Below are 25,215 nucleotides of genomic sequence, written 5' to 3' on the forward strand. Positions count from 1 at the left end.
CTTTCGGTTCGACCTTGCTGCCATTTTTTACCATCCTGCGCTGCAAGATGGCGGCACCACGGTCATATCAATATCTACTTTCTTGCGATTTTTGCAGTCACCAGACGATGAATTAGTCGCCCGGCTTCCAGATTTTACCGATCGACAAAGTGGCCAGTTTCTTGCGCCGGCCGTACCACAAATTAGCCAGACCACGCGAGAAGAACACCGCTGAGAACATCGAGGTCAGGATACCCAGGCAATGCACCACCGCAAAGCCGCGAATCGCACCGGAACCGAAAATCAGCAACGCCACACCGGCAATCAATGCCGTCACGTTGGAGTCGAGAATGGTGTGCCATGCATGTTCAAAACCCAGCGCAATCGCCGCCTGCGGAGAATTTCCTTTACGCAATTCTTCGCGTATCCGTTCGTTCACCAGTACGTTGGCGTCAATCGCCATACCCAGCGTCAGCGCAATCGCAGCGATACCAGGCAAGGTCAGGGTTGCCTGCAAAGTCGACAACACCGCAACCAGCAGCAACAGGTTGACCGACAGTGCGATCACGCTGAATGCGCCGAACAGCAGGTAATAAATAATCATGAAAGCCGAGACGACCATAAATCCGTACATGGTTGAATCAAAACCTTTTTGGATATTCTCGGCACCAAGTTGTGGCCCGATGGTGCGCTCTTCGATGATTTCCATCGGTGCCGCCAACGAACCGGCGCGCATCAACAATGCCAGGTCGGCGGCCGCTTCCGGCGTACCCATGCCGGTAATCTGGAAGCTCGATCCCAACTCGCTTTGAATCGTCGCTACCGTCAGGACTTCGCCCTTGCCTTTTTCGAACAGGACCACCGCCATCGCCTTACCGACTTTGTCACGGGTGGCGGAGCGCATCTTGCGGCCGCCGTCACCATTCAGGTCGATGCTGACTGCCGGCTGATGATTCTGGTCGAAAGACACTGAAGCGTTAGATATATAGTCACCGGTCAGCACTGGATCCTTGTACAAAATCACCGGCGCGTTCTTGCCAACCTTGAACAGTTCCGAACCAAACGGCACCGCTGCGGTGGCTTCAGTACCACGCGTGACCGACTCATCGACCATGCGCACTTCCAGTGTCGCCGTACGGCCAATGATGTCCTTGGCGCGCGACACATCCTGCACGCCCGGCAATTGCACCACGATACGATCGGCACCCTGACGCTGAATGATTGGTTCGGCAACACCCAACTCATTGACGCGTTTGGACAGTGTCAGAATGTTTTGCTGCACACCTTCATCGGTGGCTTTTTTCAACATTTCCGGCTTCAGGGTCGCGCTCAGCTTCGGCTCTGCGCCGGCCGGTCCTTCTGTCAGCACCAGTTCCGGCAACTGTCCTGCCAGCAAATCCTTGGCCTTGCTCAGCGTGTCCTGATCGCGGAAGCTGATTTCAATCGCATCGCCGTTGCGGTCCAGGCCGCTGTAACGAATATCCTTGTCGCGCAGAATGCTGCGGGCACTCGATTGCAAGCCCTGGATACGCTTGTTCATGACCGCGTTGACATCGACTTGCATCAGGAAATGCACACCTCCGCGCAAATCGAGGCCGAGGAACATCGGAAACGCGTGAATGCTTTGCAGCCATTGCGGTGTATTCGGTACCAGATTGAAGGCAACGATATAGGTCGGATCGGTCGGATCGGTATTTAATTCTTTTTCCAGCAGGGCTTTGGCCTTGAACTGGGTGTCGGTATCCTTGAAACGGGCACGCACCGAACCTTGGGTGCCAGCGTTATCGAAGACCACGCTGAGTGGCGTCAAATTGGCTTGCTGCAGGGCTTGCTCCACCCGTCCGCTCAGCGTGCTGTCCACCTTCAAGGTAGACTTTCCACTACTGATTTGCACCGCAGGTGATTCGCCGAAAAAGTTCGGCAGTGTGTACAGCACGCCAAACAATAGCGCGATGACGATCACAATATATTTCCAGAGGGGGTAGCGATTCATAGTGATTCAGCGTTTTGTGTGAGTCCGCAACTTGCTACAAACTCTTACTTCTATAAATAGTGCCCGATACCGATAGGGACGCTTGGGAATACAGGGAGTCTGTCGAACTCCAGCTACGACAGACTCCTTTGGGCCTGACCATTTGAATAGAGCACCCTGGTGGGTGCCCTTGTTCGATCACGCTCAGCACACGATGTTGCGATGCCGATTACAGCGCCTTGATCGTGCCCTTGGGCAGCAACGTGGTGACTGCGCTTTTTTGCAGGGTGACTTCGGTGCCGCTGGCAATTTCCAGCGTCACGTAACCGTCGGCAACCTTGATAACTTTCCCCAATATACCGCCGGCTGTAACGATTTCATCGCCCTTGCCAAGCGCATCCATCATGGCTTTTTGTTCTTTTTGACGTTTCATCTGTGGACGAATCATCAGGAAGTACAGCACAACGAACATCAAGATGATCGGCAGGAAACTGGTCAGATTGCCACCCAAGCCGAACGGACCGGTAGAAGTGGTTGCGGCGGGCGCAGTCTGCGCATATGCAGTAGTTATGAACACGAGAATGCTCCAAGTGGTTGTTTTAAAATAGCTTCGCATTTTAGCATTGGGCGGTGCCGGAATAGCACACTGCTTATTTACCGCTAATTGCCAAGCTTGAATTATTGCCAATAGCGCTATATTTCGAGTCGCCAAAGGTCATTTTTCAGACCGTTGCCAGATGCTGGCAAGCCCTATCGACGCGGGCCTGCAAATGGGGGCAATGACCTGTTTAACAAGAGTTGCGCCTCCGGCAACGAGATCAAACCCCGCGCGCGCGCTCTGCATGAAACTGCGCCACAAACGCTGTGAACCTGCCTTCATCCAATGCATTACGGATGTTTTGCATCAAATCCAGGTAGTAATGCAGGTTATGTATCGTATTCAAGCGCGCACCAAGGATTTCGCCGGTGCGATGCAAATGATGCAAATAGGCGCGTGAGAAATTTTGACAAGCGTAGCAACCACAACTTTCATCGAGTGGCTGTGTATCTTCCTTGTAGCGTGCATTCTTGATCTTCAGATCGCCAAAACGGGTAAACAGCCAGCCGTTACGCGCGTTACGGGTCGGCATCACGCAGTCAAACATGTCGACGCCATTTTCGACGCCGGCGACCAGGTCTTCCGGCGTACCGACGCCCATCAGATAATGCGGCTTGTCAGCCGGTAATTGCGGGCCGATATGTTGCAGCACGCGCATCATCTCTTCTTTCGGCTCGCCGACCGACAGGCCGCCGATCGCAATGCCGTTGAAATCCAGCGCGTTCAAACCCGCCAGAGATTCATCGCGCAAGTGCTCAAACATGCCGCCCTGGACGATGCCGAATAAGGCGTTCGGATTTTCTCCGGCCTTGAATTCATCTTGCGAGCGCTTGGCCCAACGCAAAGACATGCGCATCGACTCCGCGGCTTCGACCTGCGTCGCCGGACGGCCATCGATTTCATACGGCGTGCATTCATCGAACTGCATCACGATGTCGGAATTCAACACTTTCTGAATCTGCATCGAGACTTCAGGCGACAGAAACAATTTATCGCCATTGATCGGCGATGAAAACTTCACGCCGGCTTCGGTAATCTTGCGCATCGCGCCCAGCGAAAACACCTGGAAACCGCCGGAGTCAGTCAGGATAGGCTTGTCCCAGCCCATGAATTTATGCAGGCCGCCAAACTTCTTGACCACTTCCAGACCGGGGCGCAGCCACAGATGGAAAGTATTCCCGAGAATGATATGGGCATCGATTTCTTTCAGCTCCAGCGGCGACATTGCCTTGACCGAACCATAGGTGCCAACCGGCATGAAGATCGGTGTTTCGACCACGCCGTGGTTCAGTTTGACGCGGCCGCGGCGCGCTTTTCCTTCGGTTTTGAGTAGCGTAAATTCAAGCATAACGATTCTTTAAATGATGTTTTCGACCTAAAATCCGGCACATCGTTAAACATGCCGGCCTCCCGTTCGGGGCGAGCGGTTTATATTTATTCATCTTGTCGATACGTCAGCAGCATGGCATCGCCGTAACTGAAGAAACGGTAGCGCTGCGCAATCGCGTGCGCGTAAGCCGCCTTGATGACCTCGTATCCGGCAAAAGCCGACACCAGCATCAGCAAGGTGGATTTCGGCAGATGGAAATTGGTAATCAGACGATCGACGGTCTTGAAACGATAACCTGGTGTAATAAATAACGCGGTGTCGGCGCTGCCGGCCTGTAATTCGCCCGCTTGCGACGCCGATTCCAGCGCTCGCAAACTGGTGGTGCCAACCGCGACCACCTTGCCGCTGGCGGCTTTGGTCGCGCGCACGGCATCCACCGTCGCGGCATCTATCGTGTACCACTCGGTGTGCATTTTATGTTCGGCAAGGTTTTCGGTACGCACCGGCTGGAACGTCCCTGCCCCCACATGCAAGGTAACGTAGGCGAAGTTGATGCCTTTTTGACGCAGGCGTTCCAGCAAAGCCTGATCGAAATGCAAGCCGGCTGTCGGCGCCGCCACCGCGCCCGGTTGCTTCGCGTACACGGTTTGGTAACGGGTCTCGTCAAACGCGTCGGCCGTGTGTTCGATATACGGCGGCAACGGCAAACGACCGTAAGTGTCGATCAGTTCAAACACATCGGCGGGAAAGATCAATGTATAAAACTCGCCGACACGCTCACCGACGGTGACATCGAATGCCTCGGCCAAGCGAATCCGGGTCCCTGCCGGCGGCGACTTCGACGCCCGTACCTGTGCGTGCACGGTACTGTGGTCGATCACACGCTCAACCAGCACTTCGACCTTGCCGCCGGTCGCCTTGACACCAAAAAAGCGTGCTTTCAATACCCGGGTATCGTTGAACACCAGCAAATCGCCGGGCGCCAGCAACGCGACCACATCGGTGAACCGACGGTCGATCAAGGTAGCGCCATCGACATGCAACAGACGCGAAGCGCTGCGTTCGCTCAGCGGCAGTTGCGCAATCAGTTCAGGCGGCAGTGTGAAATCGTAATCGGAAAGAGAATGCATGCTTAACTAAAACCGCGTAAGTAATGAAAGAATCAGGTCTACGGACACATCAGGTTAAAGCACCTTACGAATGCGTCGAGTAGCCTTTACAATGGCAAAAGACCGTCTCATGGCGCTGCGCTTGTATTGCATAAGCACCGCGTTTACCACGAACAACCCGCTATTTTACGCCCAGCCGCCCAATTTACGGCCTATATGCCTGATCCAACGCGAAAACCTGCTCCTGCCACCAGGCCCAACAAGGCCGCCAACGCCACCGCTACGAGCCGTGAAAGCAAGTTGGCGCGGCTCGGATTGCGCACGGATATGGATCTGGTACTGCATCTGCCAGCGCGTTATGAAGACGAAACCGAGGTCGTCAGCATCCACCAGGCCAGCTTGATGGGCAGCACCATTGCTCAGGTCGAAGGCATTGTCAGCAGCTGCGACATCCAGTACCGGCCGCGCCGGCAACTGGTCGTCACGCTGGCCGATGACAGCGGCCAACTGGTGATGCGGTTTCTGAATTTTTACGGTAGCCAGACCAAGCAACTGGCGGTCGGCACACGGGTGCGCGCGCGCGGTGAAATTCGGCATGGCTTCTTTGGCGCCGAGGTGGTCCATCCGACTTACAAAATCGTGCTGGAGGGTGCGCCGCTACCGAGCGCGTTGACTCCCGTGTATCCATCCGGCGAAGGCTTGTCGCAGATTTTTCTGCGCAAATCGATTACCGACGCTATGCAAAAAGTCGAATGGCGCGACACCTTATCGCCGGCGCAGCTGAAAACCTACCGCTTAACACCCTTCGAGGCGGCCGTACGGCTGCTGCACAACCCGCCGCCGGACATCGATGAAGGCGCGCTGGAAGATCGATCGCATCCGGCCTGGGTCCGGATGAAATTCGATGAATTGCTGGCGCAACAACTTTCGTTGAAACGGGCGCAAGTCGCACGTCGCGCGCAAAACGCGCGGGCGTTACCGTTGATCGGCAAATTATCCGATGCCTTTTTAAAGACCCTGCCCTTCACGCTGACCGCCGCCCAACAACGTGTAATGGCAGAAATTCGTGCTGACATCAAAGCGCCTTTTCCGATGCAACGCCTGCTGCAAGGGGATGTCGGCAGCGGTAAAACCGTGGTAGCGGCACTGGCCGCAGCGCAGGCTATCGATAGCGGCTTTCAGGCAGTGCTGATGGCCCCGACCGAAATTCTGGCAGACCAGCATTTCCGCAAAATCGCAGCCTGGATGGAACCGTTAGGCATCAGCGTCGCCTGGTTGACCGGCAGCCTGAAAAAGAAAGAAAAACAGGCCTCGCTGGAACGCATCGAATCCGGCCAGGCACAATTGATCATCGGTACCCATGCGTTGATCCAGGACACCGTGCAGTTTGCCAAACTTGGCCTGGTGATTGTCGATGAGCAGCATCGCTTTGGCGTCGGCCAGCGACTCACGCTACGAAACAAAACGGCGACCGAAAGTAGCGGCAATGGCAGCAACGACGGCTTGCCGTCGGACCTCGTCCCGCATCAATTGATGATGAGCGCCACACCGATTCCGCGCACGCTGGCGATGACCTATTACGCCGACCTGGAAATTTCGGTGATCGACGAATTGCCGCCGGGGCGCACGCCGATTGTTACCCGCAGCGTTGACCAGAACCGTCGCGATGAAGTCATCGAACGGGTCCACGCAGCCGCACAGGAAGGCCGTCAGGTGTATTGGGTCTGCCCACTGATCGAAGAGTCGGAAGCCTTGCAATTGCAAACCGCGACCGAGACCTATGCGATGCTGGCCGAAGCGCTGCCCGACCTGCGCGTCGGCCTGGTGCATGGACGCCTGAAGCAAATTGAAAAACAGGCGGTGATGGACGCATTCATCGCTGGCGCTGTCGATGTGCTGGTTGCCACCACCGTCATCGAAGTCGGCGTCGATGTGCCGAATGCATCGTTGATGGTGATCGAACATGCCGAACGGTTTGGCTTGTCGCAATTGCATCAGTTACGTGGCCGGGTTGGACGTGGCTCGGCGGCCAGCGTATGCTTGCTGCTCTATCAGAGCCCGTTGGGCCGGATCGCCAGGCAACGCCTGATGACCATGCGTGAAACCACCGACGGCTTTGAAATCGCACGCCGCGATCTGGAAATACGTGGTCCGGGAGAATTTCTGGGAGCGCGTCAGTCAGGACAGGCCATGCTGCGCTTCGCCGACTTGAGTACCGATCATTGGATAGTCGATCAGGCTAGTGCTCTGGCGCAGAACTTGTTGCATCATCCGACTCCGGAAAATGTGCTGACGGTAGAAGCGCATTTGACGCGCTGGCTCGCCGGCCGGGAGGATTTTCTGAAGGTGTAAATGGGGGTCTGTTGATGCCGGTCCGGCATGCAGCCGATCAATGTAGGCCGCCGAAACTGGCCGGTTGTCCGGTTTTAGAAGCGGCTTAGAAAATATGCGAAGATAACGACATGACACTGACCGAACTGAAATACATCGTCGCCGTGGCCCGCGTGAAGCATTTTGGCCACGCTGCAGAAGCCTGCTTTGTCGCGCAACCAACACTTTCAGTTGCCATCAAAAAACTCGAGGATGAATTAGGCGTCGTGATTTTTGAGCGTGGCGGCAGTGAGATTTCCGTCACGCCATTAGGCCTGCAGATTGTCGCTCAGGCCGAACGCGTGCTTGAACAAACCGCGACCATCCGCGAAATCGCCAACCAGAATAAAGACCCGCTGGCCGGCCCGCTACGGCTCGGCATCATCTACACCGTCGGCCCTTACCTGCTGCCTCCATTGGTGAAAACCATCATCGACCGGGTGCCCCAGATGCCACTGGTGCTGCAGGAAAACTTCACCGTGCGCCTGCTCGAATTACTGCGCCAGGGTGAACTCGACGCCGCCATCATGGCGCTGCCATTCCAGGAACACGGCCTGATGGTGCAGCCGTTATACGATGAAGATTTCGTCGTCGCCCTGCCCAAACATCACCAGTGGGCCAGCCGCGAGAGTATCCGCGCCGAAGACCTGAAAACCGAGACCATGCTGCTACTCGGGAATGGCCATTGCTTCCGCGATCAGGTACTGGAAGTCTGCCCTGAAATGTCGCGCTTCTCAACCGCCGGCGACGGCATCGCCCGCACCTTCGAAGGTTCGTCGCTGGAAACCATCCGGCATATGGTCGCCTCCGGCATCGGCATCACCGCCTTGCCACGTGCATCCGTACCGGACATCAACGCCAAGGACGGCATGCTGCGCTACGTCCCGTTCTCCTCCCCCCGCCCATCACGTCGCGTAGTGATTGCCTGGCGCAAAAGCTTCACCCGCCACGCCGCGATCGATGCGGTACAGCAAGCGGTGCTGGCTTGCGGATTGCCAGGGGTGGATTTTTTACGCAATGCGGAAGTGATTCAGGGCTAAAGATACAATCGGCCTCTTACTTTGAAGACCACATTCAATCTGGCCCGTGGCTTTCGAAGTGCCGCTCCGCTCTGACGTTGCCACATATCGCGACAATCAAAAACAGGACTTACGCAAAACCGCGCCCACAGCACCAGAACGCCATGAACCGACTCAAACTCTACTTCCAACTGATCCGCCTCGACAAACCCATCGGCATCCTGCTATTGCTCTGGCCCACCCTGATCGCCCTCTGGCTGGCCAGCGACGGCAAACCCGACTGGAAACTAGTCGCCATTTTCTGTCTGGGCACCGCACTGATGCGGTCCGCCGGCTGCGCCATCAACGACTACGCCGACCGCGACTTCGACAAATACGTGAAACGCACTGCCCAACGCCCCGTTACCAGCGGCAAGATCGCCGGCTGGGAAGCGGTAATGGTAGCGACAGTTCTTGCTCTCTTGTCATTGCTGCTCATTCTGCCGCTGAATACGCTGACCAAACAGCTATCTGTAGCGGCCGCCATCATCGCTGGCAGCTACCCCTATTTCAAACGGTTTTTTGCCATCCCGCAGGCCTACCTCGGCATTGCATTCGGCTTCGGCATCCCGATGGGTTTTGCCGCAGTCCAAAATTCGGTACCGCTTGCCGCATGGGTGTTATTGATTGCGAATATTTTTTGGGCGGTTGCCTACGATACCGAATACGCGATGGTCGATCGTGACGACGATCTTAAAATTGGCATTCAGACCTCCGCCATCACCTTTGGTCGTTTCGATGTTCTTGCAGTGATGGCTTGCTATGCCATCTGCTTCGGACTGGTGTTCCTGGTGGGATGGCAATACGGCTTGCGGGGCTGGTTTAGCGCTGGCTTGCTGGTGGCCGTCGCTTTTGCGGTTTATCATTACATACTGATCCGCAAGCGGGATCGGGCCGGTTGTTTTGCTGCATTCCGGCATAACAATTGGCTCGGTGCGGCTATATTTTGTGGCATTGCGCTGGACTATGTATTACGATAGCAACAACATTCCCAATTCTCCTCGGCAATAGGTTATCCGATCAATCCACTTGTTCACCCACATAGAAGAGGTAAATCATGGCTATCAATAACGAATCCGCAAAAGAAACCCGCGACAATCTGGCCGGTGGCCTGAAAGCCGTTATTCAGGATACCGAAGCGCTGCTGGATGAAACAAAAGATAACGTTACAGACCGCTATGCACTAGCGCGCGAGAAATTGAAATCGGCGCTGCAGACAGCGAAATCGGAACTGCCGAAAGTCACCAAAAAAGCGGTGGAAAAGAGTAAGCAGGCAGCGTATGTGACCGATGAATACGTCGGTGACAATCCATGGAAAGCAGTCGGCGTTGCCGCTGCGATCGGCTTGCTGGTTGGCGTAGTGATTGGCCGCAGCAAATAGCAGCCGTTAAAAATGCTGTAAAAAAAATGCGCAATCGCATCGCGAATTGCGCTTTTTTTTGCCCTCGATATCCCCGCGCTACGTTGTATCCCGACAAGCTAGTCGCGACCGAACTCTTCGCCCAGTTCCTTACCGCGCGCCGCTGCCGCTTTCGCCGCCGTAACAATGGCGGCTTTCACCGCACTGGCTTCCAGACTGGCCAACGCTGCGTAAGTAGTGCCGCCTTTCGACGTTACCCGTTCACGCAATACCGACACCGGCTCCGCCGACTCCGCCGCCAACTGCGAGGCCCCGACAAAGGTGGCAATCGCCAGCGCATTTCCCTGTTCTGGGGTCAGGCCCAATTCCTGCGCGGCTTGCTGTATCGCCTCAATGAAATAAAACACGTAGGCCGGTCCGCTGCCGGAAATGGCGGTAACGGAATCGATCAGCGCTTCGTCGTCCAGCCAAACGGTCGCCCCCACCGCACGCATGATCAGATCGGCCGTATCACGCTGCTGTGCCGAAACACCGGCAGTAGCTACCATGCCAGTGATGCCTTTACCGATCAATGCCGGGGTATTCGGCATGCAGCGGACGATAGCGTCGTGGCCATTCAACCAGCGGGCCAGATCAACCGCCTGAATTCCGGCCGCAATCGACAACACCAATTGGCCCGACACATGCGGCAGCAAACCGGCCACCACCTGCTTCATTTGCTGCGGTTTGACCGCCAGCACGACAACGTCGCTGCGGCTGACAGCGGCGTCGATTGCGGTCGACGTAGTCACACCAAATTGTTGCGCCAGTTTCTGCAACGCCTCCGGATTCAAATCAACCACATGAATATTCGCACCTTCGGTCACTTCCCCAGCCAGACCGCCAATCAAGGCGGTCGCCATATTGCCGCCGCCGATAAAACTGATGTTGAGCTTGTTTTTCATGTTTTTTTCCTAATCGCTGGTATGCGTTGTCTGCGTAAATAAATCTTCTGCGTGACTGTCAGGAATAATCCCGCTGCCCAAAAATAGCACTGCCGATACGAACGATCGTCGCGCCTTCGGCAATCGCCGCATCCATGTCGGCCGACATCCCCATTGACAAGGTGTCGAGCATCAGCCCCTGTTCTTGCAATTGTACAAACAATTCCCTGACCCGACGGAACGCTGCGCGCTGCTGCACCACGTCGGCAGTGGGTTCGGGGATGGCCATCAAACCCCGCAGTTTCAGGCGCGGCAAGGCAGCGATCGCCCGGGCCACCGCCAGCGCCTGATCGGGCGCAACGCCGCTTTTACTGGCTTCACCGCTGATATTCACCTGCAGGCAAACATTTAATGGCGCCAGGTCAGGCGGTCGCTGATCCGACAAGCGTTGCGCGATTTTTTCGCGCTCTATCGTGTGCACCCAATCAAAATGCTCGGCAATCGGCCGCGTCTTATTGCTTTGGATCGGCCCGATAAAATGCCATTCGAGGTTCCCGACAGGCGTTGCTGCAGTGTTCACCACAACCATCTTGTCCAACGCTTCTTGCAGGTAGTTTTCGCCAAAAGCACGTTGCCCGGCCGCGGCCGCCTCCAGTACCGCATCAGCGCCAAACGTCTTGGATACCGCCAATAGCGTCACGCTGTCAGCCGGGCGCGACGCCATGGCAAGCGCGCGGCTGATACTTTCGTGTACAGCTTGCAACTTCTGAGAGATTGAGGACATAATCGACTTGGTTGAAAAATGGCCGGTCGGCACAGAATGTGATGCGAGGCCGGCACAGCAAGCCTTCCAGCACTACCTTCCACTAATTAACTAATACAAAAACAGTACAGGGATTATAAATGGACATTACCGAACTCTTGGCCTTTTCGGTCAAGAACAAGGCTTCCGACTTGCATTTGTCTGCCGGTCTGCCACCGATGATCCGGGTACACGGGGATGTCCGCCGCATTAATCTGCCGCCGCTGGAGCACAAAGATGTGCACAGCATGATTTATGACATCATGAACGACGGCCAGCGCAAAGTTTACGAAGAAAATCTGGAGTGCGATTTTTCATTTGAAATTCCGGGGCTGGCACGGTTTCGGGTCAATGCCTTTAATCAGGACCGCGGCGCTGCAGCCGTGATGCGGACCATTCCCTCCAAAATTCTGTCGCTGGAACAACTTAACGCACCACGTATTTTTGCTGAATTATCGCTGAAGCCGCGTGGCCTGGTGCTGGTTACCGGACCGACCGGCTCCGGCAAATCGACCACGCTGGCGGCAATGGTCAATCATGTCAATGAAAATGAATATGCGCATATTCTGACCATTGAAGATCCGATTGAATTCGTCCATCAGTCAAATAAATGCCTGATCAATCAACGCGAAGTCGGTCCGCATACCCACTCGTTCGACAATGCGCTACGCTCGGCATTACGCGAAGATCCGGATGTGATTCTGGTCGGTGAGCTGCGCGACCTGGAAACCATACGACTGGCACTGACGGCGGCTGAAACCGGTCACCTGGTATTCGGTACGCTGCACACGTCTTCCGCCGCGAAGACCATCGACCGTATCGTCGACGTATTCCCTGGAGAAGAAAAAGAAATGGTCAGGTCAATGTTGTCAGAATCACTGCAAGCCGTGATTTCGCAAACATTGCTCAAGACAAAAGACGGCTCCGGCCGCGTCGCTGCCCACGAAATCATGTTGGGTACCCCGGCGATCCGCAGCCTGATTCGCGACAGCAAAATCGCTCAAATGTATTCGACGATACAAACCAGCAGCAACGTTGGCATGCAAACTCTCGACAGTAATCTGACTGATCTGGTAAAGCGCAATATGATCTCGATGGGAACCGCGCGTGCGGCGGCGAAGACACCTGACAATTTCCCCGGCTAACTTCCAATAATATATTTCTCGCATACGTCAGGACACACTATGGAACGCGATCAGGCTACCAAATTCATGCATGACTTGCTGCGCTTGATGCTGAGCAAGCGTGGCTCCGACCTGTTCATCACGGCGGACTTTCCCCCTGCGTTCAAAATCGACGGCAAGGTCACCCCGGTATCGAATCAGCCGCTCAACACCACCCACACCATTGAGCTGGCGCGGGCCATCATGAACGACAAGCAGGCCGCCGAATTCGAGGCTTCCAAAGAGTGCAATTTTGCGATTAGTCCGGGCGGCCTGGGCCGCTTCCGGGTCTCGGCATTTGTACAGCAGGGACGAGTCGGATTGGTACTGCGGACCATCACCACCGACATCCCGAAATTCGAAGATCTCGGCTTGCCCGACACGCTCAAAGAAGTGGTGATGACCAAGCGCGGCCTGGTGATCATGGTCGGCGCTACAGGCTCCGGCAAGTCAACCACGCTGGCAGCCATGATCGGCTATCGCAACGAAAACAGTCACGGCCACATCATCACCATTGAAGATCCGGTCGAATACGTTCATCCGCACAAGAACTGCATCGTCACCCAGCGCGAAGTCGGCGTCGATACCGAAAACTGGGGAATAGCACTGAAGAACACTTTGCGGCAGGCGCCCGATGTGATACTGATCGGTGAAATCCGCGACCGCGAAACCATGGACTATGCGATTGCCTTCGCCGAAACCGGCCATCTGTGCCTGGCAACCTTGCATGCCAACAGTGCCAACCAGGCGCTTGACCGGATCATCAACTTCTTCCCGGAAGAACGGCGAGCCCAATTGCTGATGGACCTTTCATTGAATTTGAAGGGCGTCGTGTCGCAACGGCTGGTACCGCTGAAAGCCACCAAGGGCCGCTGCGTCGCAGTTGAAATCATGCTAAATTCACCTCTGATATCCGATTTGATTTTCAAAGGCAACGTGCTTGAAATCAAGGAAATCATGAAGAAATCGCGTGAACTTGGCATGCAAACTTTTGATCAGGCCTTGTTCGATTTATACGAAGCTGACCAAATCACTTACGAAGACGCATTGCGCAATGCAGACTCGGTCAACGACCTGCGCCTGGCCATCAAGCTGCGCGGCAAGGATGCCAGCAGCCGCGACCTGTCTGCCGGCACCGAACATTTGGGGATTGTATGAGCAACCAAACTAATGCAGCGAACATTTACGACTTCAGCGTCGAACGACTCGATGGTACCCCCTCCACGTTGGCTGACTACCGCGGCAAGGTCGTGCTCATCGTCAACACCGCCAGTGAATGCGGGTTCACGCCGCAGTACGCAGGGCTGGAAGAAATTTATAAAAAATATCGTGACCAGGGATTTGAAGTGCTCGGCTTTCCCTGCAATCAGTTCGGTTCGCAAGAGCCGGGAACTGCGGATGAAATCGGGGCCTTTTGCGAAAAAAACTACGGCGTCGACTTTCCGCTATTCAGCAAAATCGACGTCAACGGCGAGCAGGCCGCGCCGCTCTATCAGTATCTGAAAAGTGCCGCACCCGGCTTGCTCGGCAGTGAGCGGATCAAGTGGAATTTCACCAAGTTCCTGATCAACAGGGACGGTACCGTATTCGACCGCTACGCGCCGCAAACCAAGCCGGATGCACTCACGGCGGATATTGAAAAGTTGCTGGCGAAATCCTGAGTTGATGACGCTTTACGCATCGTTATTGGCCCAGGCGGTTGCCGCAACAATCGCCCGCTGCCAGCCTTTGATATTGGCTTTGACCTCTGCCGCCGGTAAGCCCGGATGAAAGCGCCGGTCCAGCTGCCACTGCCCCCGCAGATCGTCGGTACTGCTCCAATATCCGACCGCCAGACCGGCCAGATAAGCCGCACCGAGTGCCGTGGTTTCCGTTATTTTTGGGCGGACCACATCGACGCCAAGGATATCCGACTGAAACTGCATCAACAGATTGTTTGCCGTGGCACCGCCGTCTACCCGAAGCTCAGGAATGACGATGGCGGAATCCGCTTCCATCGCCTTCAGCACGTCCATGGTCTGGTAGGCGATGCTGTCCAGCGCGGCACGGGCGTAATGCGCCGCGGTGGTGCCGCGGGTCACGCCGAACACGGTGCCGCGCGCATTCGGATTCCAGTGCGGTGCGCCCAAACCGGCAAACGCCGGCACCAGATACACGCCGTCCGTATTTTTGACGCTGCGCGCCAGACTCTCGACTTCACTCGATGATTGAATAATCCCGAGCCCATCGCGCAACCACTGCACCACCGCGCCACCGATAAAAATGCTGCCCTCGAGCGCGTAATTCACTTCCTCGCCGATCTTCCAGGCCACTGTGGTGAGCAAGTTATTTTTCGAGACGATCGGTTTGGTGCCGGTGTTCATCATCATGAAGCAACCGGTGCCATACGTATTTTTGACCATGCCCGGCTCGGTGCACATCTGGCCGAACAGCGCCGCCTGCTGATCGCCGGCGATACCCGCCAACGGAATTTCGGAACCAAACCCTGATTGCTCGGTATGACCATACACTTCACTGGACGATTTGACCGCCGGCAACATGCTGCGCGGCACGCCCATGATCTGCAATAACTCGTCGTCCCAATCCAGCGCATGGATGTTGAACAACATGGTGCGCGAGGCATTCGAAACGTCGGTGATATGCAACTTGCCGCGCGTCATATTCCAGACCAGCCAGGTATCGACGGTACCGAAAGCCAGCCGGCCTTGATCCGCCAATTGCTGCGCGCCATCGACGTTATCCAGCATCCAGCGGATCTTGGTCCCGGAAAAATAAGAGTCCACCGGCAAGCCGGTTTTTTCCCGAATTTTCTCCGCCAGGCCGCGGCTTTTCAGTTCATCGCAAAACGATGCCGTGCGACGATCCTGCCAGACGATGGCGTTGTAAATGGCTTTACCGGTTTCCCGATCCCATACGATGGTTGTTTCGCGCTGGTTGGTGATGCCGATGGCGGCAATCGAAGTGCCATTCAGGCCGACATTGGTCGATGCTTCAGCGGCGACACCGACCTGCGTCGACCAGATTTCCTGCGGATCATGCTCGACCCAACCCGGCTGCGGATAGATTTGGCGAAACTCTTTTTGCGCCGACGATACGATGTTGCCCTGGCGATCAAACAGAATGGCACGCGAACTGGTAGTACCCTGATCCAGGGCCAATATGTATTTGTCTTTCAACTTGTCTACTCCAAAGGTTGGGAGGCGTATTCAAGCGCCATTATTCTTATGCCAAGCGGATCGTCGACGTACCCGCCAATTCACCGCAAAAAACCTGCTTTTACAACATTGCCATTAGCGCTGGCCAATCGGAGCGATTGACGGGTATCGCCTACGCTCCCCCCATCGCACGCACTCAGCCATGCGCTTAAGCGCGCCACCGCTGCCGCATCCAGACGCAATCCCAACTTCGAACGACGCCAGATAATGTCCTCAGCGGTGAGCGCCCACTCATGCCGTACCAGATAGCGTACTTCCGCCTCATACAAATCAGCGCCAAACAATTCGCCCAGCCCTTCGACATCGTGGATGCCGTCCAGCAGACTTTCGACCCGGGTCCCGTAGGCATGTGCATAGCGCTGCGCCGTCGCTGCCGGCAACCAGGCGTAACGCTGCTGAAAGCGCTTGAGGAAGCTGGTGAAATCGGCATTTTCGATATCGCCGCCGGGTAACGGCGCGTGTGCGGTCCACTCTTCCGGTGTCATATAACCAAACAACGGTTGCAACTTCTCCATCACTTCTTCCGCCAGACGGCGGTAGGTTGTAATTTTTCCACCGAAGACCGACAGCACCGGCGCCAGGTTGTGCTCAGTCGTCAGCTCCAGACGATAGTCGCGCGTGACCGCCGATGGATTGGCGACCTCCTCCTCCAGCAATGGACGCACGCCAGACCATGACCAAACGACCTGCGATGGCGCTACCGCGACATCGAAATAACGGTTCACCGATTCGCACAGATAGGCCGTTTCTTCTGCCGAAATTTCCACCTTGCTCGGGTCGCCGCTGTACTCGACATCCGTGGTCCCAATCGCGGTGAAATCGTTTTCGTACGGAATCGCGAAGACGATGCGCTTGTCCGGATTCTGGAAAATGTAAGCGTGGTCATGATCGAACAAGCGCCTGGTAACGATGTGACTACCCTTGACCAGGCGAATCTGATGTTGCGCCGGTGTATTCAATGCGCCGCTAAGCAAGCTGGCAACCCAGGGCCCTGCCGCATTGACGATGCAACGCGCTTGTACCGCGATGGTTGCGCCGGTGATGGCCGACTGCAGACTCGCTTCCCAAAGTTGCGGTCCTTGCTTGGCCGCAATCAATCGTGTTTTGGTCAGAATGGTGGCGCCGCGCTCGTGCGCATCCATCGCATTCAGGACCACCAGACGCGCATCCTGAACCGCCGCGTCGGAATAAACAAAACCCTTCTTCAAGGACTTTTTCAGAGGACCGCCAGAAACATGGGTACGGAAATCGATACCGCGTGAGCCGGGCAATACTTCGCGTTTGCTGAGGTGGTCATACAAAAACAAGCCTGCGCGGATCATCCAGGCCGGACGCAGTCCGGAAACATGCGGCATCACAAAGCGCAGCGGTGAAATGATATGCGGCGCCAAACGCAGCAATACTTCGCGTTCTTGCAACGCCTTGCGCACCAGACTGAATTCGTAATGTTCCAGATAACGCAGACCACCGTGTATCAACTTGGTACTGGCCGACGAAGTATGCGCTGCCAGATCGTCCTGTTCGCAAAGCAACACGCTCAAGCCACGCCCAACCGCATCACGCGCGATCCCGGCACCGTTGACGCCGCCGCCCACCACCAATAAATCGACAATTTCACCTGTTGCCACAACTATCCCCTCGTGTCGGTAATGCGTTCACTGGACAAACGCTCCCTTCGATATGCACCAAAAGGCAAGGCTGCCATATCAACCAACATCATAAGATATTTATATTCGAAAGTATATTGTTCGAATTCGAACATTGAAAATTATTTATATTAATGACAAATCATTGTGTGATAGCAATAACATGTTGTCGTAAGAGTAATACTGCGGAGCCGCTATATGATTTTCACTTCAGGAATTGAGGCATTGGCACCGAGAACGAGTCTGCGCCATGATTGTTCCGTTGGTCGAGCGAAAGGATTGCCAGGAAGTCGGGCCTGTGCAGATGGTCATTTAGTATTGCACGGTGATGAAAAAACAGGCAGTGATGCGAATCTCACCAGACCACATCGCTGCGCGCTTAAACACCTGAACTCAGAGCAGCTTTTTTCAGGATGCGCGATGGGAATGGATGCGATGGAGCGTCGCGATACCAACATTGGCATCCGGTTATGACGCTGCATTTGCCTTGATGCGCATGGTCGGCGGTTGCCTATCCTGCCAACCGCCATTCCGTAACAGCTGACATTTAACCGGGCTGCTTGCCCAGGCGCCGGCTGCACCTCAACGTTCGGGCGCCTATTGCAACGCCTGGTCCAGCAACTCAATCCAATGCTTCACCGGCGTCGCCGTCCCCGACTGCAAATGCGTCAGGCATCCGATATTCGCCGACACGATCATGTCCGGCTGCGTCGCCTGCAAATTGCGCAATTTGTTGTCACGCAATTGATACGAGAGTTCCGGTTGCAGCACCGAATACGTCCCTGCCGAACCGCAACACAAATGGCTGTCGGCGCACAGCTGCACGTCGACACCTGCGCTGCGCAACAGGCCCTCGACCTTGCCGCGTATCTGTTGACCGTGCTGCAAAGTACATGGCGGGTGATAGGCGATACGCTGGCTGATTTTTCCTTTTAGCCTGGCGAGCAATTGCGTCTCGAACGCCGGCAGAATTTCGCTCAGATCGCGCGTCAGCGCGGATATTTTCCTGGCTTTTTCGGCGTAGGCGGCATCGCCTGCCAATAAGTGGCCGTATTCCTTGACGGTGACGCCGCAACCGGACGCGGTCATCACAATTGCTTCGATTTTTTGCCCGTTGCTGCCATCGACATATGGCCACCATGCATCGATATTCCGACGCATATCCTCCAGGCCGCCGTCCTGATCATTCAGGTGATAACGAAGCGCGCCGCAACAGCCGGCCTTGGGCGCAATCAATACCTCAACCTCCAGCGCATCCAATACCCTCGCAGTAGCGCTGTTGATATTCGGCGCCATCGCCGGCTGTACGCAGCCATCGAGCAGCAGCATTTTGCGCGCATGCCGGCGCTGCGGCCAGCGGCCGGCTGCCTGCTTTGCCGGTACTTTAACTTTCAGTTTTTGCGGCAACCAGGAGCGCAACATTTGCCCGGCCTTAAACGCTGGCGTAAATAGCCACTGGCGCGGCAATAGTTGCTTCAATGCATTCCGGGTAACGCGCTGTTCCAACGGCCTAGGCACCTGATCGTCAACCACCTTGCGGCCGATATCCAGCAGTCGTCCATATTCGACGCCGGACGGGCAGGTCGATTCGCAATTCCGGCAGGTCAGGCAGCGGTCCAGATGAAGCTGGGTCTTGGCCGTGGCTTGCTGTCCCTCCAACACCTGCTTGATCAGATAAATCCGTCCACGCGGGCCATCCAGCTCATCGCCCAGCAACTGATACGTGGGGCAGGTTGCGGTACAAAATCCGCAGTGCACACAGGCGCGCAAAATCGCCTCGGCTTCCTGGCCTTCGCGGGTGTCCTTGATGAATGCTGCTAAATTGGTTTGCATATAATCCTGTGATTGCGAGTAACGCCACGTCCATCCTACAAATCCGGATACATCCGCCCCGGATTAAAAATTCCCGCCGGATCAAACGAGGCTTTCAGATGGTGATGAATTTGCGCGATGGCAGGCGCTAAAGGCTGGAATACACCGTCACTTTTATCGCCGCCCCGATACAAGATCGCATGACCGCCGCTGGCACTCGCTGCGGCACGTATTGCCACGGGATCGGCATCGGTGACTAGCCAGCGTTGCGCCCCGCCCCATTCGATTAGCGTAGTCCCCGGCAAACCCAATGGTGGGGTCACCGATGGCACGGACAAACGCCATAGCGATGAGGCTACATCAAAAAATGCGTGGGTCTGTTCACGCACGCCATGCCAGAACGCGTCGGCGCCTGCCACTGCCTCACCGCCCATTTTTTTCTCTGCGGCACTGACCGCGGCTTGCGCGCCTGATAGCCGAATCGTCAACACGCCATCGCACCAGCAACTCGCGGAAACCGGCAGCGGTTGACCGCCCCATTCGTTCAACCAGCGTATCGCTTCGGTCTCCGCTACTGCAAAGCGCCGGCTGCTGACGGCAACCGGTCGCGGCAGGACTTTCAACGAGACTTCGAGTATCAAACCCAGTGTGCCGAGTGAGCCGGTGAGCAAACGCGAGACGTCGTAACCGGCGACGTTCTTCATGACTTGCCCGCCAAAGTGCAAGACATCGCCCTTGCCATCCATCAGTACCGCGCCCAACATAAAGTCACGCACGGCGCCGACGGCCTGACGGGAAGGGCCGGACAAGCCACTGGCAACCATGCCGCCCAAGGTCGCGCCGGCACCGAAATGCGGCGGTTCAAATGCCAGCAGCTGATGACGCTCTGCCAGCACGGCTTCAACCTCGGCCAACGGGGTCCCGCAGCGCGCGCTGATCACCAGCTCTGTCGGCTCGTAGTCGATGATCCCGCTATGCGTGCGCGTGTCGAGTATGTCGCCGTGCGGCAGCTGGCCGTACCAGTCTTTGCTGCCGCCGCCGCGAATTTGCACTGCGCTGCCGGCACTGCGTGCTGCCAGAATTTGATCCTTGAATTTTTGTACGCTCATGGTCTCGTTAGAATCTCGGCAAGTCGGGGAATTTGATTTGTCCGCGTTGCACGTGCATTTTTCCGTATTCGGCGCAACGCTGTAAGGTCGGAATCGCCTTATCCGGATTCAATAGAAATGCGGTATCGAACGCGCGCTTGACGCCAAAGAATGCCTCACGCTCCAGTGCTGAAAATTGCACACACATCGAATTGATTTTTTCGATGCCGACGCCGTGTTCGCCGGTGATGGTGCCGCCAACCTCGACACACAACTCCAGTATCTCGGCACCGAACGCTTCCGCCCGGTGGAATTCGCCATCCAGATTTGCGTCGAACAAAATCAGCGGATGCAGATTGCCGTCGCCGGCATGAAATACGTTGGCACAGCGCAGGCCGTATTTGATTTCCATCTGTTCGATGCGTAGCAATACCTGCGCCAGATTTTTACGCGGAATGGTGCCGTCCATACAGTAATAGTCAGGTGAAATACGTCCCGCCGCCGGGAACGCGTTCTTGCGTCCGGACCAGAAGCGCAGCCGCTCCGCTTCCGATTGCGAGACTTCAATCCGGGTCGCACCGCTGACGTTGAGTACCTCGCGCATGCGGCCGATTTCTTCTTCCACTTCTTCGGTGGTGCCATCCGATTCGCATAACAGAATCGCCGCCGCATCGGTGTCGTAACCGGCTTTGACAAACGGCTCGACCATGCGTGAACTGGTTCTATCCATCATCTCCAGACCGGCCGGAATGATCCCTGCGGCGATGACGTTGGCGACCGCGTTGCCGCTTTTTACCACATCGTCAAACGACGCCATGATGACCCGCGCCAGTTGCGGTTTCGGGATCAGCCTGACGGTGACTTCGGTGACGATCCCGAGCATGCCTTCAGAGCCGATAAACACCGCCAGCAAATCCAGGCCGGGCGCGTCCAGTGCGCCGCCGCCGAGTTCGACGATGTTGCCGTCGATCGTGACCATCCGCACACGCATCACGTTGTGCACGGTGAGTCCATATTTAAGGCAGTGGACGCCGCCGGAATTTTCGGCGACGTTGCCGCCTATGGTGCAGGCGATTTGCGACGAAGGGTCCGGCGCGTAATACAAGCCATGGGCGGCGGCGGCATCGGAAATCGCCAGATTGCGCACCCCCGGTTGCACCACGGCAGTCCGCGCATACGCATCCATGCTGACGATACGGTTCAGTTTCGCCGTCGACACCACCACGCCATCGGCAATCGGCATCGCGCCGCCGGACAGGCCGGTACCGGCGCCGCGCGGCACGATCGGTACTTTCAGATCGCGGCAGGTGTTGAGAACCGCCACGACTTGCGCCTCGTTTTCGGGCAGCGCAACCACCATCGGTAGTTGCCGGTATGCCGCCAGGCCATCGCATTCGTACGGACGGGTATCTTCTTCATTGAACAATACCGCGTGTGCCGGCAGCAAGGTGCGCAAGGCGGCGGCGACCTGACGTTGACGTGCAGCGAAGGATGGTGCGGCTGAAGACTCTGCGGGGGCGCTCATGCGATTCCTATGCGACTTGCCTGTAGCTGATTGGAGGGTTACTTGAGGTCGGCGGCAGCCTCAAGCAAAGCGCTCAATATGTATCAGGAAGTATAGCGAGAATGCGATTCCTCTAGCGTGCTTATATCGGTTTTGCAGTTGAAAAGCTTGTGCGGTTCAGATGAAATGTTTTCAAGCTATGTTGCTCAGAGCTGGCTGAAAGTCTTTTTTATCCAGTCGATAAAAATCGTCACTTCGGGGCGTTCATACGGTTTTTGTTCGTACACCAGATAGTAAGCATGCGGCGGCGAGGTCAGGCTGATATCAAATAATTGGACCAGCTCACCATCGGCAATCATTTTTTGCGCAAAGTGCTTGCGCGTCAAACCGACCCCGTAGCCGTGGCGGATCAATTCCAGCAACAGTCCCAGATCGTCGGCACGCAAACCCGAGGACGGCTCTGGCCAATCCAGTCCGGCGGCTTCGAACCATGGCTGCCACGGCTCCAGCGCCGAGCGCAACAAGGTTGCCTTGCGCAAGTCCGCCGGCGTCCTGATGCCGCCAATCTGTCTCAGATAGTCTGGCGTGGCGACCGCAAATGCAGGCTCTTCGAACAACTTTTCGGTCGTGGTATTGGGATATTTCCCGGCGCCGAAGCGCACTTCAATATCGCTCTCCGACAGACTCAGATCGTAGAGCGGGACCGACATGAATATCTCCACCACGATATCCGGATACTGTGCAATGAAACTGCCCAGATAGGGAATCAGCAAATGGCGCGCAAAGGTCGGCGGCACGGTGATCTTGACGCGCGGCTGCGCCTGCGCACTGCGATGCGGCATCGGAAACTCGATCAGCGTGCGCAACGCGCTGCGCACCACGTCCAGATAACGACGGCCGAATTCCGACAAGCTGACGGTACGCCCCTCGCGACTGAACAGCCGCTCGCCGACAAAATCCTCCAGCAGGCGAATCCGGTGCGATAGCGCCGACGGCGTGATACACAGCTCTTCTGCGGCCAGCGCAAACGAGTTGTGGCGGGCTGCCGCTTCAAATGCGGAGAGTGCATGGACCGGCGGCAAGCGGGTCGCGATGGAGGACTTGTTTAGCATGTTTCCTTAACGAAACCGTTCAGCATTTCAGGCCTACTTTTCAAAAAATCAGGTCACAGCGCTTTTGCAAGCTTTACCAACGGATGATTTTTCCCGGATTCATGATGTTGTTCGGATCGAACGCATGCTTCAATGCGCGCATGCTCTCAATCGCCCCCTCGCCATGTTCGGCAATCAGAAAGTCCATCTTGTGCAAGCCGACGCCATGTTCGCCGGTACAGGTTCCATCCATCGAGAGCGCCAGCGCCACCATCCGCCCATTGACACCCTCGGCGCACGCGATCTCTTCCGGATTGCCTGCATCCACCAGCATTTGCACATGGAAATTGCCATCGCCGACGTGACCGAGTATCGAATAAATCATGCGGTGCGCGTCACAATCGGCTTTGGTCGCCAGCATGCACTCTGCCAGACGCGAAATCGGTACGCAGCAATCGGTTGAAATGACGCGGGCACCGGGACGCAGCTGCAACAACGCGAAGAAAGCGTTGTGGCGCGCAGCCCACAGGCGCGAACGATCTTCCGGCTGGGTCGCCCATTCGAAGCCGATCGCATGATGTTCATCGACCACCGCCTGCACCAGTCCAGCCTGTTCCTTGACGCCGTTATCACTGCCGTGGAATTCAAACAGCAATAGCGGCTTTTCAGGCAACCCCAGCCTGGCGTGGGCGTTAATCGCCTTGACGCTGTTCTCGTCGAGAAATTCGACCCGTGCTACCGGCACACCTAACTGAATGATCTGAATCACCGCATTCACGGCATCGGCTATGCTGGCGAACGAACACACCGCAGCGGAAATCGCTTCCGGCTGCGGATACAGTCGGACCGTCACCTCGGTAATGATCCCCAGCGTGCCTTCGCTGCCGACAAAGATGCGTGTCAGGTCGTAGCCGGCGGCTGATTTTTTGGCGCGCGTGCCGGTCTTGATAATGCGGCCGTCCGCTGTGACGACGGTGAGCGCCAGGGTGTTTTCACGCATGGTGCCGTAGCGCACTGCGTTGGTACCGGAGGCGCGGGTCGCCGCCATGCCGCCGAGCGACGCATCGGCACCCGGATCAATTGGAAAGAATAGTCCGCTATCCTTGATTTCATGGTTGATCTGCTTGCGCGTAACGCCTGCCTGCACAGTCGCGGTCAGATCCTCCGCATGAATCGCCAGCACCCGGTTCATGCGTGACAAGTCGATCGAAATACCGCCTTGCAGCGCCAATATGTGGCCCTCCAGCGAAGTGCCGGAACCATACGGGATGACCGGGATTTGATGGGCGCTGCACAGCTTGACGGTGGCCGCGACATCTTCGGTCGACTCGGCAAAAACCACCGCATCCGGCAACATCGGGTCGTACGACGATTCGTCGCGGCCATGATGTTCGCGCATGGCCTGGGTGGTGGAAAGGCGCTCGCCGAATAAAGTCTTGAGGCCCGCCAGTAACGCTTCGGGCAGCGGTTTTTTCAACGCTGCCATTTCAACTATATGGTTCATGGAAGTCCTCCGTTTTGGTGAATTTTACTCTCCGATGGCAGACACCGGGAATTTGTAAAGCTATCGCGCTACTGGTGTAAAGTGCTGTTTTCCCCTCCTGATTTGGCAACCATGGGCAATCGACTCTCAAAAATAGCCACCCGCACCGGCGACAACGGCAGCACCGGCCTCGGTGATGGCAGCCGCACCGAAAAAGACAGCCTGCGCATCCATGCAATCGGTGACGTCGACGAGTTGAACTCGCAACTCGGCGTTTTACTGTGTGAGGTATTGCCGCCGCCATTGCGCGATGATTTGCTGGCCATTCAGCATGATTTGTTCGATCTCGGCGGCGAGTTGTGCATCCCCGGTTACGTGCTAATCAGCGCTACCCAGGTGGCGCAACTGGATGCACTGCTGGAAAAATACAATGCAGACTTGCCGCCCCTGCGAGAATTCATTTTACCCGGCGGCGCCCGCACTGCCGCGCTGGCGCACGTCTGCCGTACGGTTTGCCGGCGCGCAGAGCGCAGCATCGTGACGCTGGGCAAAGCGGAGACCGTGAATGCGCCGGTACGGCAGTATGTGAACCGGCTGTCGGATTTGTTATTCGTGCTGTCGCGGGTATTGAATCGACTGGATGGGGGTAGCGACATCCTTTGGAACAATCCTCGGCGCACTGATGTTTAGTCATATTAACCAGGTTTTTCCG

At 56.3% G+C, this 25,215-nt stretch carries 22 protein-coding genes; 9 read left to right on the forward strand and 13 right to left on the reverse strand.

Annotation, left to right across the window (positions count from 1 at the left end; translation table 11 throughout):
• Nucleotides 1-112: 112 nt before the first annotated feature.
• From secD to queA, 4 genes are all read right to left on the reverse strand, one after another.
• Entirely contained in the window at nt 113-1,972 is a 1,860-nt protein-coding gene (secD, locus tag AC3CHX_RS23980; RefSeq protein ID WP_488630480.1) for a protein translocase subunit SecD, read from the reverse strand.
• Between the two features lie 208 nt (nt 1,973-2,180).
• Complete coding sequence (yajC, locus tag AC3CHX_RS23985) at nt 2,181-2,567, reverse strand: preprotein translocase subunit YajC (protein WP_488644916.1); 387 nt, start codon at nt 2,565-2,567, stop codon at nt 2,181-2,183.
• A gap of 202 nt (nt 2,568-2,769) precedes the next feature.
• Nucleotides 2,770-3,897: a tRNA guanosine(34) transglycosylase Tgt gene (gene tgt / locus AC3CHX_RS23990; RefSeq protein WP_488630481.1), complete on the reverse strand. Its 1,128-nt coding sequence runs from the start codon at nt 3,895-3,897 to the stop codon at nt 2,770-2,772.
• Nucleotides 3,898-3,983: 86 nt separating this feature from the next.
• Nucleotides 3,984-5,009 (reverse strand): tRNA preQ1(34) S-adenosylmethionine ribosyltransferase-isomerase QueA, encoded by a 1,026-nt coding sequence (gene queA, locus AC3CHX_RS23995; RefSeq protein ID WP_488630482.1) that lies wholly within the window; start codon nt 5,007-5,009, stop codon nt 3,984-3,986.
• 195 nt (nt 5,010-5,204) lie between these two features.
• Between queA and recG the strand changes: the two genes are divergently transcribed.
• The 4 genes from recG (at nt 5,205) to AC3CHX_RS24015 (ending at nt 9,797) form a co-directional block, all read left to right on the forward strand.
• Nucleotides 5,205-7,340 (forward strand): ATP-dependent DNA helicase RecG, encoded by a 2,136-nt coding sequence (recG, locus tag AC3CHX_RS24000; RefSeq protein ID WP_488630483.1) that lies wholly within the window; start codon nt 5,205-5,207, stop codon nt 7,338-7,340.
• A 110-nt stretch (nt 7,341-7,450) separates the two neighbouring features.
• Nucleotides 7,451-8,398: a LysR substrate-binding domain-containing protein gene (locus AC3CHX_RS24005; RefSeq protein ID WP_488630484.1), complete on the forward strand. Its 948-nt coding sequence runs from the start codon at nt 7,451-7,453 to the stop codon at nt 8,396-8,398.
• 143 nt (nt 8,399-8,541) lie between these two features.
• Nucleotides 8,542-9,396 (forward strand): 4-hydroxybenzoate octaprenyltransferase, encoded by an 855-nt coding sequence (ubiA, locus tag AC3CHX_RS24010; protein ID WP_488630485.1) that lies wholly within the window; start codon nt 8,542-8,544, stop codon nt 9,394-9,396.
• 77 nt (nt 9,397-9,473) lie between these two features.
• Nucleotides 9,474-9,797: an ElaB/YgaM/YqjD family protein gene (locus AC3CHX_RS24015; protein ID WP_488630486.1), complete on the forward strand. Its 324-nt coding sequence runs from the start codon at nt 9,474-9,476 to the stop codon at nt 9,795-9,797.
• Between the two features lie 98 nt (nt 9,798-9,895).
• Here the strand turns inward: AC3CHX_RS24015 and proC are convergent, their stop codons facing one another.
• Both proC and AC3CHX_RS24025 read right to left on the reverse strand, forming a co-directional pair.
• A complete protein-coding gene (gene proC / locus AC3CHX_RS24020; RefSeq protein WP_488630487.1) occupies nt 9,896-10,720 on the reverse strand; it encodes a pyrroline-5-carboxylate reductase in 825 nt (274 codons plus the stop codon).
• Between the two features lie 58 nt (nt 10,721-10,778).
• Nucleotides 10,779-11,483 carry a YggS family pyridoxal phosphate-dependent enzyme gene (locus tag AC3CHX_RS24025; protein WP_488630488.1) on the reverse strand — a complete coding sequence of 235 codons (705 nt, stop codon included), beginning with the start codon at nt 11,481-11,483 and terminating at the stop codon, nt 10,779-10,781.
• Between the two features lie 119 nt (nt 11,484-11,602).
• Here AC3CHX_RS24025 and AC3CHX_RS24030 point away from each other — a divergent pair, with 119 nt between their 5' ends.
• From AC3CHX_RS24030 to AC3CHX_RS24040, 3 genes are read left to right on the forward strand one after another with little or no spacing between them, the layout of a single operon-like run.
• Nucleotides 11,603-12,646, forward strand: coding sequence for a type IV pilus twitching motility protein PilT (locus AC3CHX_RS24030; RefSeq protein ID WP_488630489.1), 1,044 nt, complete (start codon nt 11,603-11,605; stop codon nt 12,644-12,646).
• A 39-nt stretch (nt 12,647-12,685) separates the two neighbouring features.
• On the forward strand, nt 12,686-13,822 hold the full coding sequence (locus AC3CHX_RS24035; protein ID WP_488630490.1) for a PilT/PilU family type 4a pilus ATPase: 1,137 nt from the start codon (nt 12,686-12,688) through the stop codon (nt 13,820-13,822).
• Nucleotides 13,819-14,325, forward strand: a complete 507-nt coding sequence (locus AC3CHX_RS24040) for a glutathione peroxidase (protein ID WP_488630491.1) — start codon at nt 13,819-13,821, stop codon at nt 14,323-14,325. Before AC3CHX_RS24035 ends, AC3CHX_RS24040 begins: the two co-directional genes overlap by 4 nt.
• A gap of 12 nt (nt 14,326-14,337) precedes the next feature.
• Here the strand turns inward: AC3CHX_RS24040 and glpK are convergent, their stop codons facing one another.
• Entirely contained in the window at nt 14,338-15,840 is a 1,503-nt protein-coding gene (glpK, locus tag AC3CHX_RS24045; RefSeq protein WP_488630492.1) for a glycerol kinase GlpK, read from the reverse strand.
• A gap of 80 nt (nt 15,841-15,920) precedes the next feature.
• Nucleotides 15,921-17,507, reverse strand: a complete 1,587-nt coding sequence (gene glpD / locus AC3CHX_RS24050) for a glycerol-3-phosphate dehydrogenase (RefSeq protein ID WP_488630493.1) — start codon at nt 17,505-17,507, stop codon at nt 15,921-15,923.
• A gap of 216 nt (nt 17,508-17,723) precedes the next feature.
• On the opposite strand from glpD, the gene AC3CHX_RS24055 reads away from it, so the two are divergent.
• Nucleotides 17,724-17,999, forward strand: coding sequence for a hypothetical protein (locus tag AC3CHX_RS24055; protein WP_488630494.1), 276 nt, complete (start codon nt 17,724-17,726; stop codon nt 17,997-17,999).
• 123 nt (nt 18,000-18,122) lie between these two features.
• Here the strand turns inward: AC3CHX_RS24055 and glcF are convergent, their stop codons facing one another.
• The 5 genes from glcF to AC3CHX_RS24080 form a co-directional block, all read right to left on the reverse strand.
• Entirely contained in the window at nt 18,123-19,358 is a 1,236-nt protein-coding gene (gene glcF, locus AC3CHX_RS24060; protein WP_488630495.1) for a glycolate oxidase subunit GlcF, read from the reverse strand.
• Nucleotides 19,359-19,393: 35 nt separating this feature from the next.
• Nucleotides 19,394-20,446, reverse strand: a complete 1,053-nt coding sequence (glcE, locus tag AC3CHX_RS24065; protein ID WP_488630496.1) for a glycolate oxidase subunit GlcE — start codon at nt 20,444-20,446, stop codon at nt 19,394-19,396.
• A gap of 7 nt (nt 20,447-20,453) precedes the next feature.
• Complete coding sequence (locus AC3CHX_RS24070) at nt 20,454-21,950, reverse strand: FAD-linked oxidase C-terminal domain-containing protein (RefSeq protein ID WP_488630497.1); 1,497 nt, start codon at nt 21,948-21,950, stop codon at nt 20,454-20,456.
• Nucleotides 21,951-22,135: 185 nt separating this feature from the next.
• Complete coding sequence (locus AC3CHX_RS24075; protein WP_488644917.1) at nt 22,136-23,023, reverse strand: LysR substrate-binding domain-containing protein; 888 nt, start codon at nt 23,021-23,023, stop codon at nt 22,136-22,138.
• Between the two features lie 91 nt (nt 23,024-23,114).
• Nucleotides 23,115-24,524: an FAD-binding oxidoreductase gene (locus tag AC3CHX_RS24080; protein WP_488630498.1), complete on the reverse strand. Its 1,410-nt coding sequence runs from the start codon at nt 24,522-24,524 to the stop codon at nt 23,115-23,117.
• 111 nt (nt 24,525-24,635) lie between these two features.
• Here AC3CHX_RS24080 and AC3CHX_RS24085 point away from each other — a divergent pair, with 111 nt between their 5' ends.
• The gene (locus tag AC3CHX_RS24085) at nt 24,636-25,193 is read left to right on the forward strand and encodes a cob(I)yrinic acid a,c-diamide adenosyltransferase (RefSeq protein WP_488630499.1); all 558 of its coding nucleotides are present in this window, start codon (nt 24,636-24,638) and stop codon (nt 25,191-25,193) included.
• The last annotated feature ends 22 nt before the right edge of the window (nt 25,194-25,215 follow it).

The sequence above is a fragment of the Glaciimonas sp. OK215 genome, from assembly GCF_057787885.1.

Bases quoted from the DNA above. Each gene is read 5' to 3' on its own strand.
- secD (WP_488630480.1), bottom strand. From the start codon at position 1,972: ATGAATCGCTACCCCCTCTGGAAATATATTGTGATCGTCATCGCGCTA.
- yajC (WP_488644916.1), bottom strand. From the start codon at position 2,567: ATGCGAAGCTATTTTAAAACAACCACTTGGAGCATTCTCGTGTTCATA.
- tgt (WP_488630481.1), bottom strand. From the start codon at position 3,897: ATGCTTGAATTTACGCTACTCAAAACCGAAGGAAAAGCGCGCCGCGGC.
- queA (WP_488630482.1), bottom strand. From the start codon at position 5,009: ATGCATTCTCTTTCCGATTACGATTTCACACTGCCGCCTGAACTGATT.
- recG (WP_488630483.1), top strand. From the start codon at position 5,205: ATGCCTGATCCAACGCGAAAACCTGCTCCTGCCACCAGGCCCAACAAG.
- AC3CHX_RS24005 (WP_488630484.1), top strand. From the start codon at position 7,451: ATGACACTGACCGAACTGAAATACATCGTCGCCGTGGCCCGCGTGAAG.
- ubiA (WP_488630485.1), top strand. From the start codon at position 8,542: ATGAACCGACTCAAACTCTACTTCCAACTGATCCGCCTCGACAAACCC.
- AC3CHX_RS24015 (WP_488630486.1), top strand. From the start codon at position 9,474: ATGGCTATCAATAACGAATCCGCAAAAGAAACCCGCGACAATCTGGCC.
- proC (WP_488630487.1), bottom strand. From the start codon at position 10,720: ATGAAAAACAAGCTCAACATCAGTTTTATCGGCGGCGGCAATATGGCG.
- AC3CHX_RS24025 (WP_488630488.1), bottom strand. From the start codon at position 11,483: ATGTCCTCAATCTCTCAGAAGTTGCAAGCTGTACACGAAAGTATCAGC.
- AC3CHX_RS24030 (WP_488630489.1), top strand. From the start codon at position 11,603: ATGGACATTACCGAACTCTTGGCCTTTTCGGTCAAGAACAAGGCTTCC.
- AC3CHX_RS24035 (WP_488630490.1), top strand. From the start codon at position 12,686: ATGGAACGCGATCAGGCTACCAAATTCATGCATGACTTGCTGCGCTTG.
- AC3CHX_RS24040 (WP_488630491.1), top strand. From the start codon at position 13,819: ATGAGCAACCAAACTAATGCAGCGAACATTTACGACTTCAGCGTCGAA.
- AC3CHX_RS24055 (WP_488630494.1), top strand. From the start codon at position 17,724: ATGATTTTCACTTCAGGAATTGAGGCATTGGCACCGAGAACGAGTCTG.
- glcF (WP_488630495.1), bottom strand. From the start codon at position 19,358: ATGCAAACCAATTTAGCAGCATTCATCAAGGACACCCGCGAAGGCCAG.
- glcE (WP_488630496.1), bottom strand. From the start codon at position 20,446: ATGAGCGTACAAAAATTCAAGGATCAAATTCTGGCAGCACGCAGTGCC.
- AC3CHX_RS24070 (WP_488630497.1), bottom strand. From the start codon at position 21,950: ATGAGCGCCCCCGCAGAGTCTTCAGCCGCACCATCCTTCGCTGCACGT.
- AC3CHX_RS24080 (WP_488630498.1), bottom strand. From the start codon at position 24,524: ATGAACCATATAGTTGAAATGGCAGCGTTGAAAAAACCGCTGCCCGAA.
- AC3CHX_RS24085 (WP_488630499.1), top strand. From the start codon at position 24,636: ATGGGCAATCGACTCTCAAAAATAGCCACCCGCACCGGCGACAACGGC.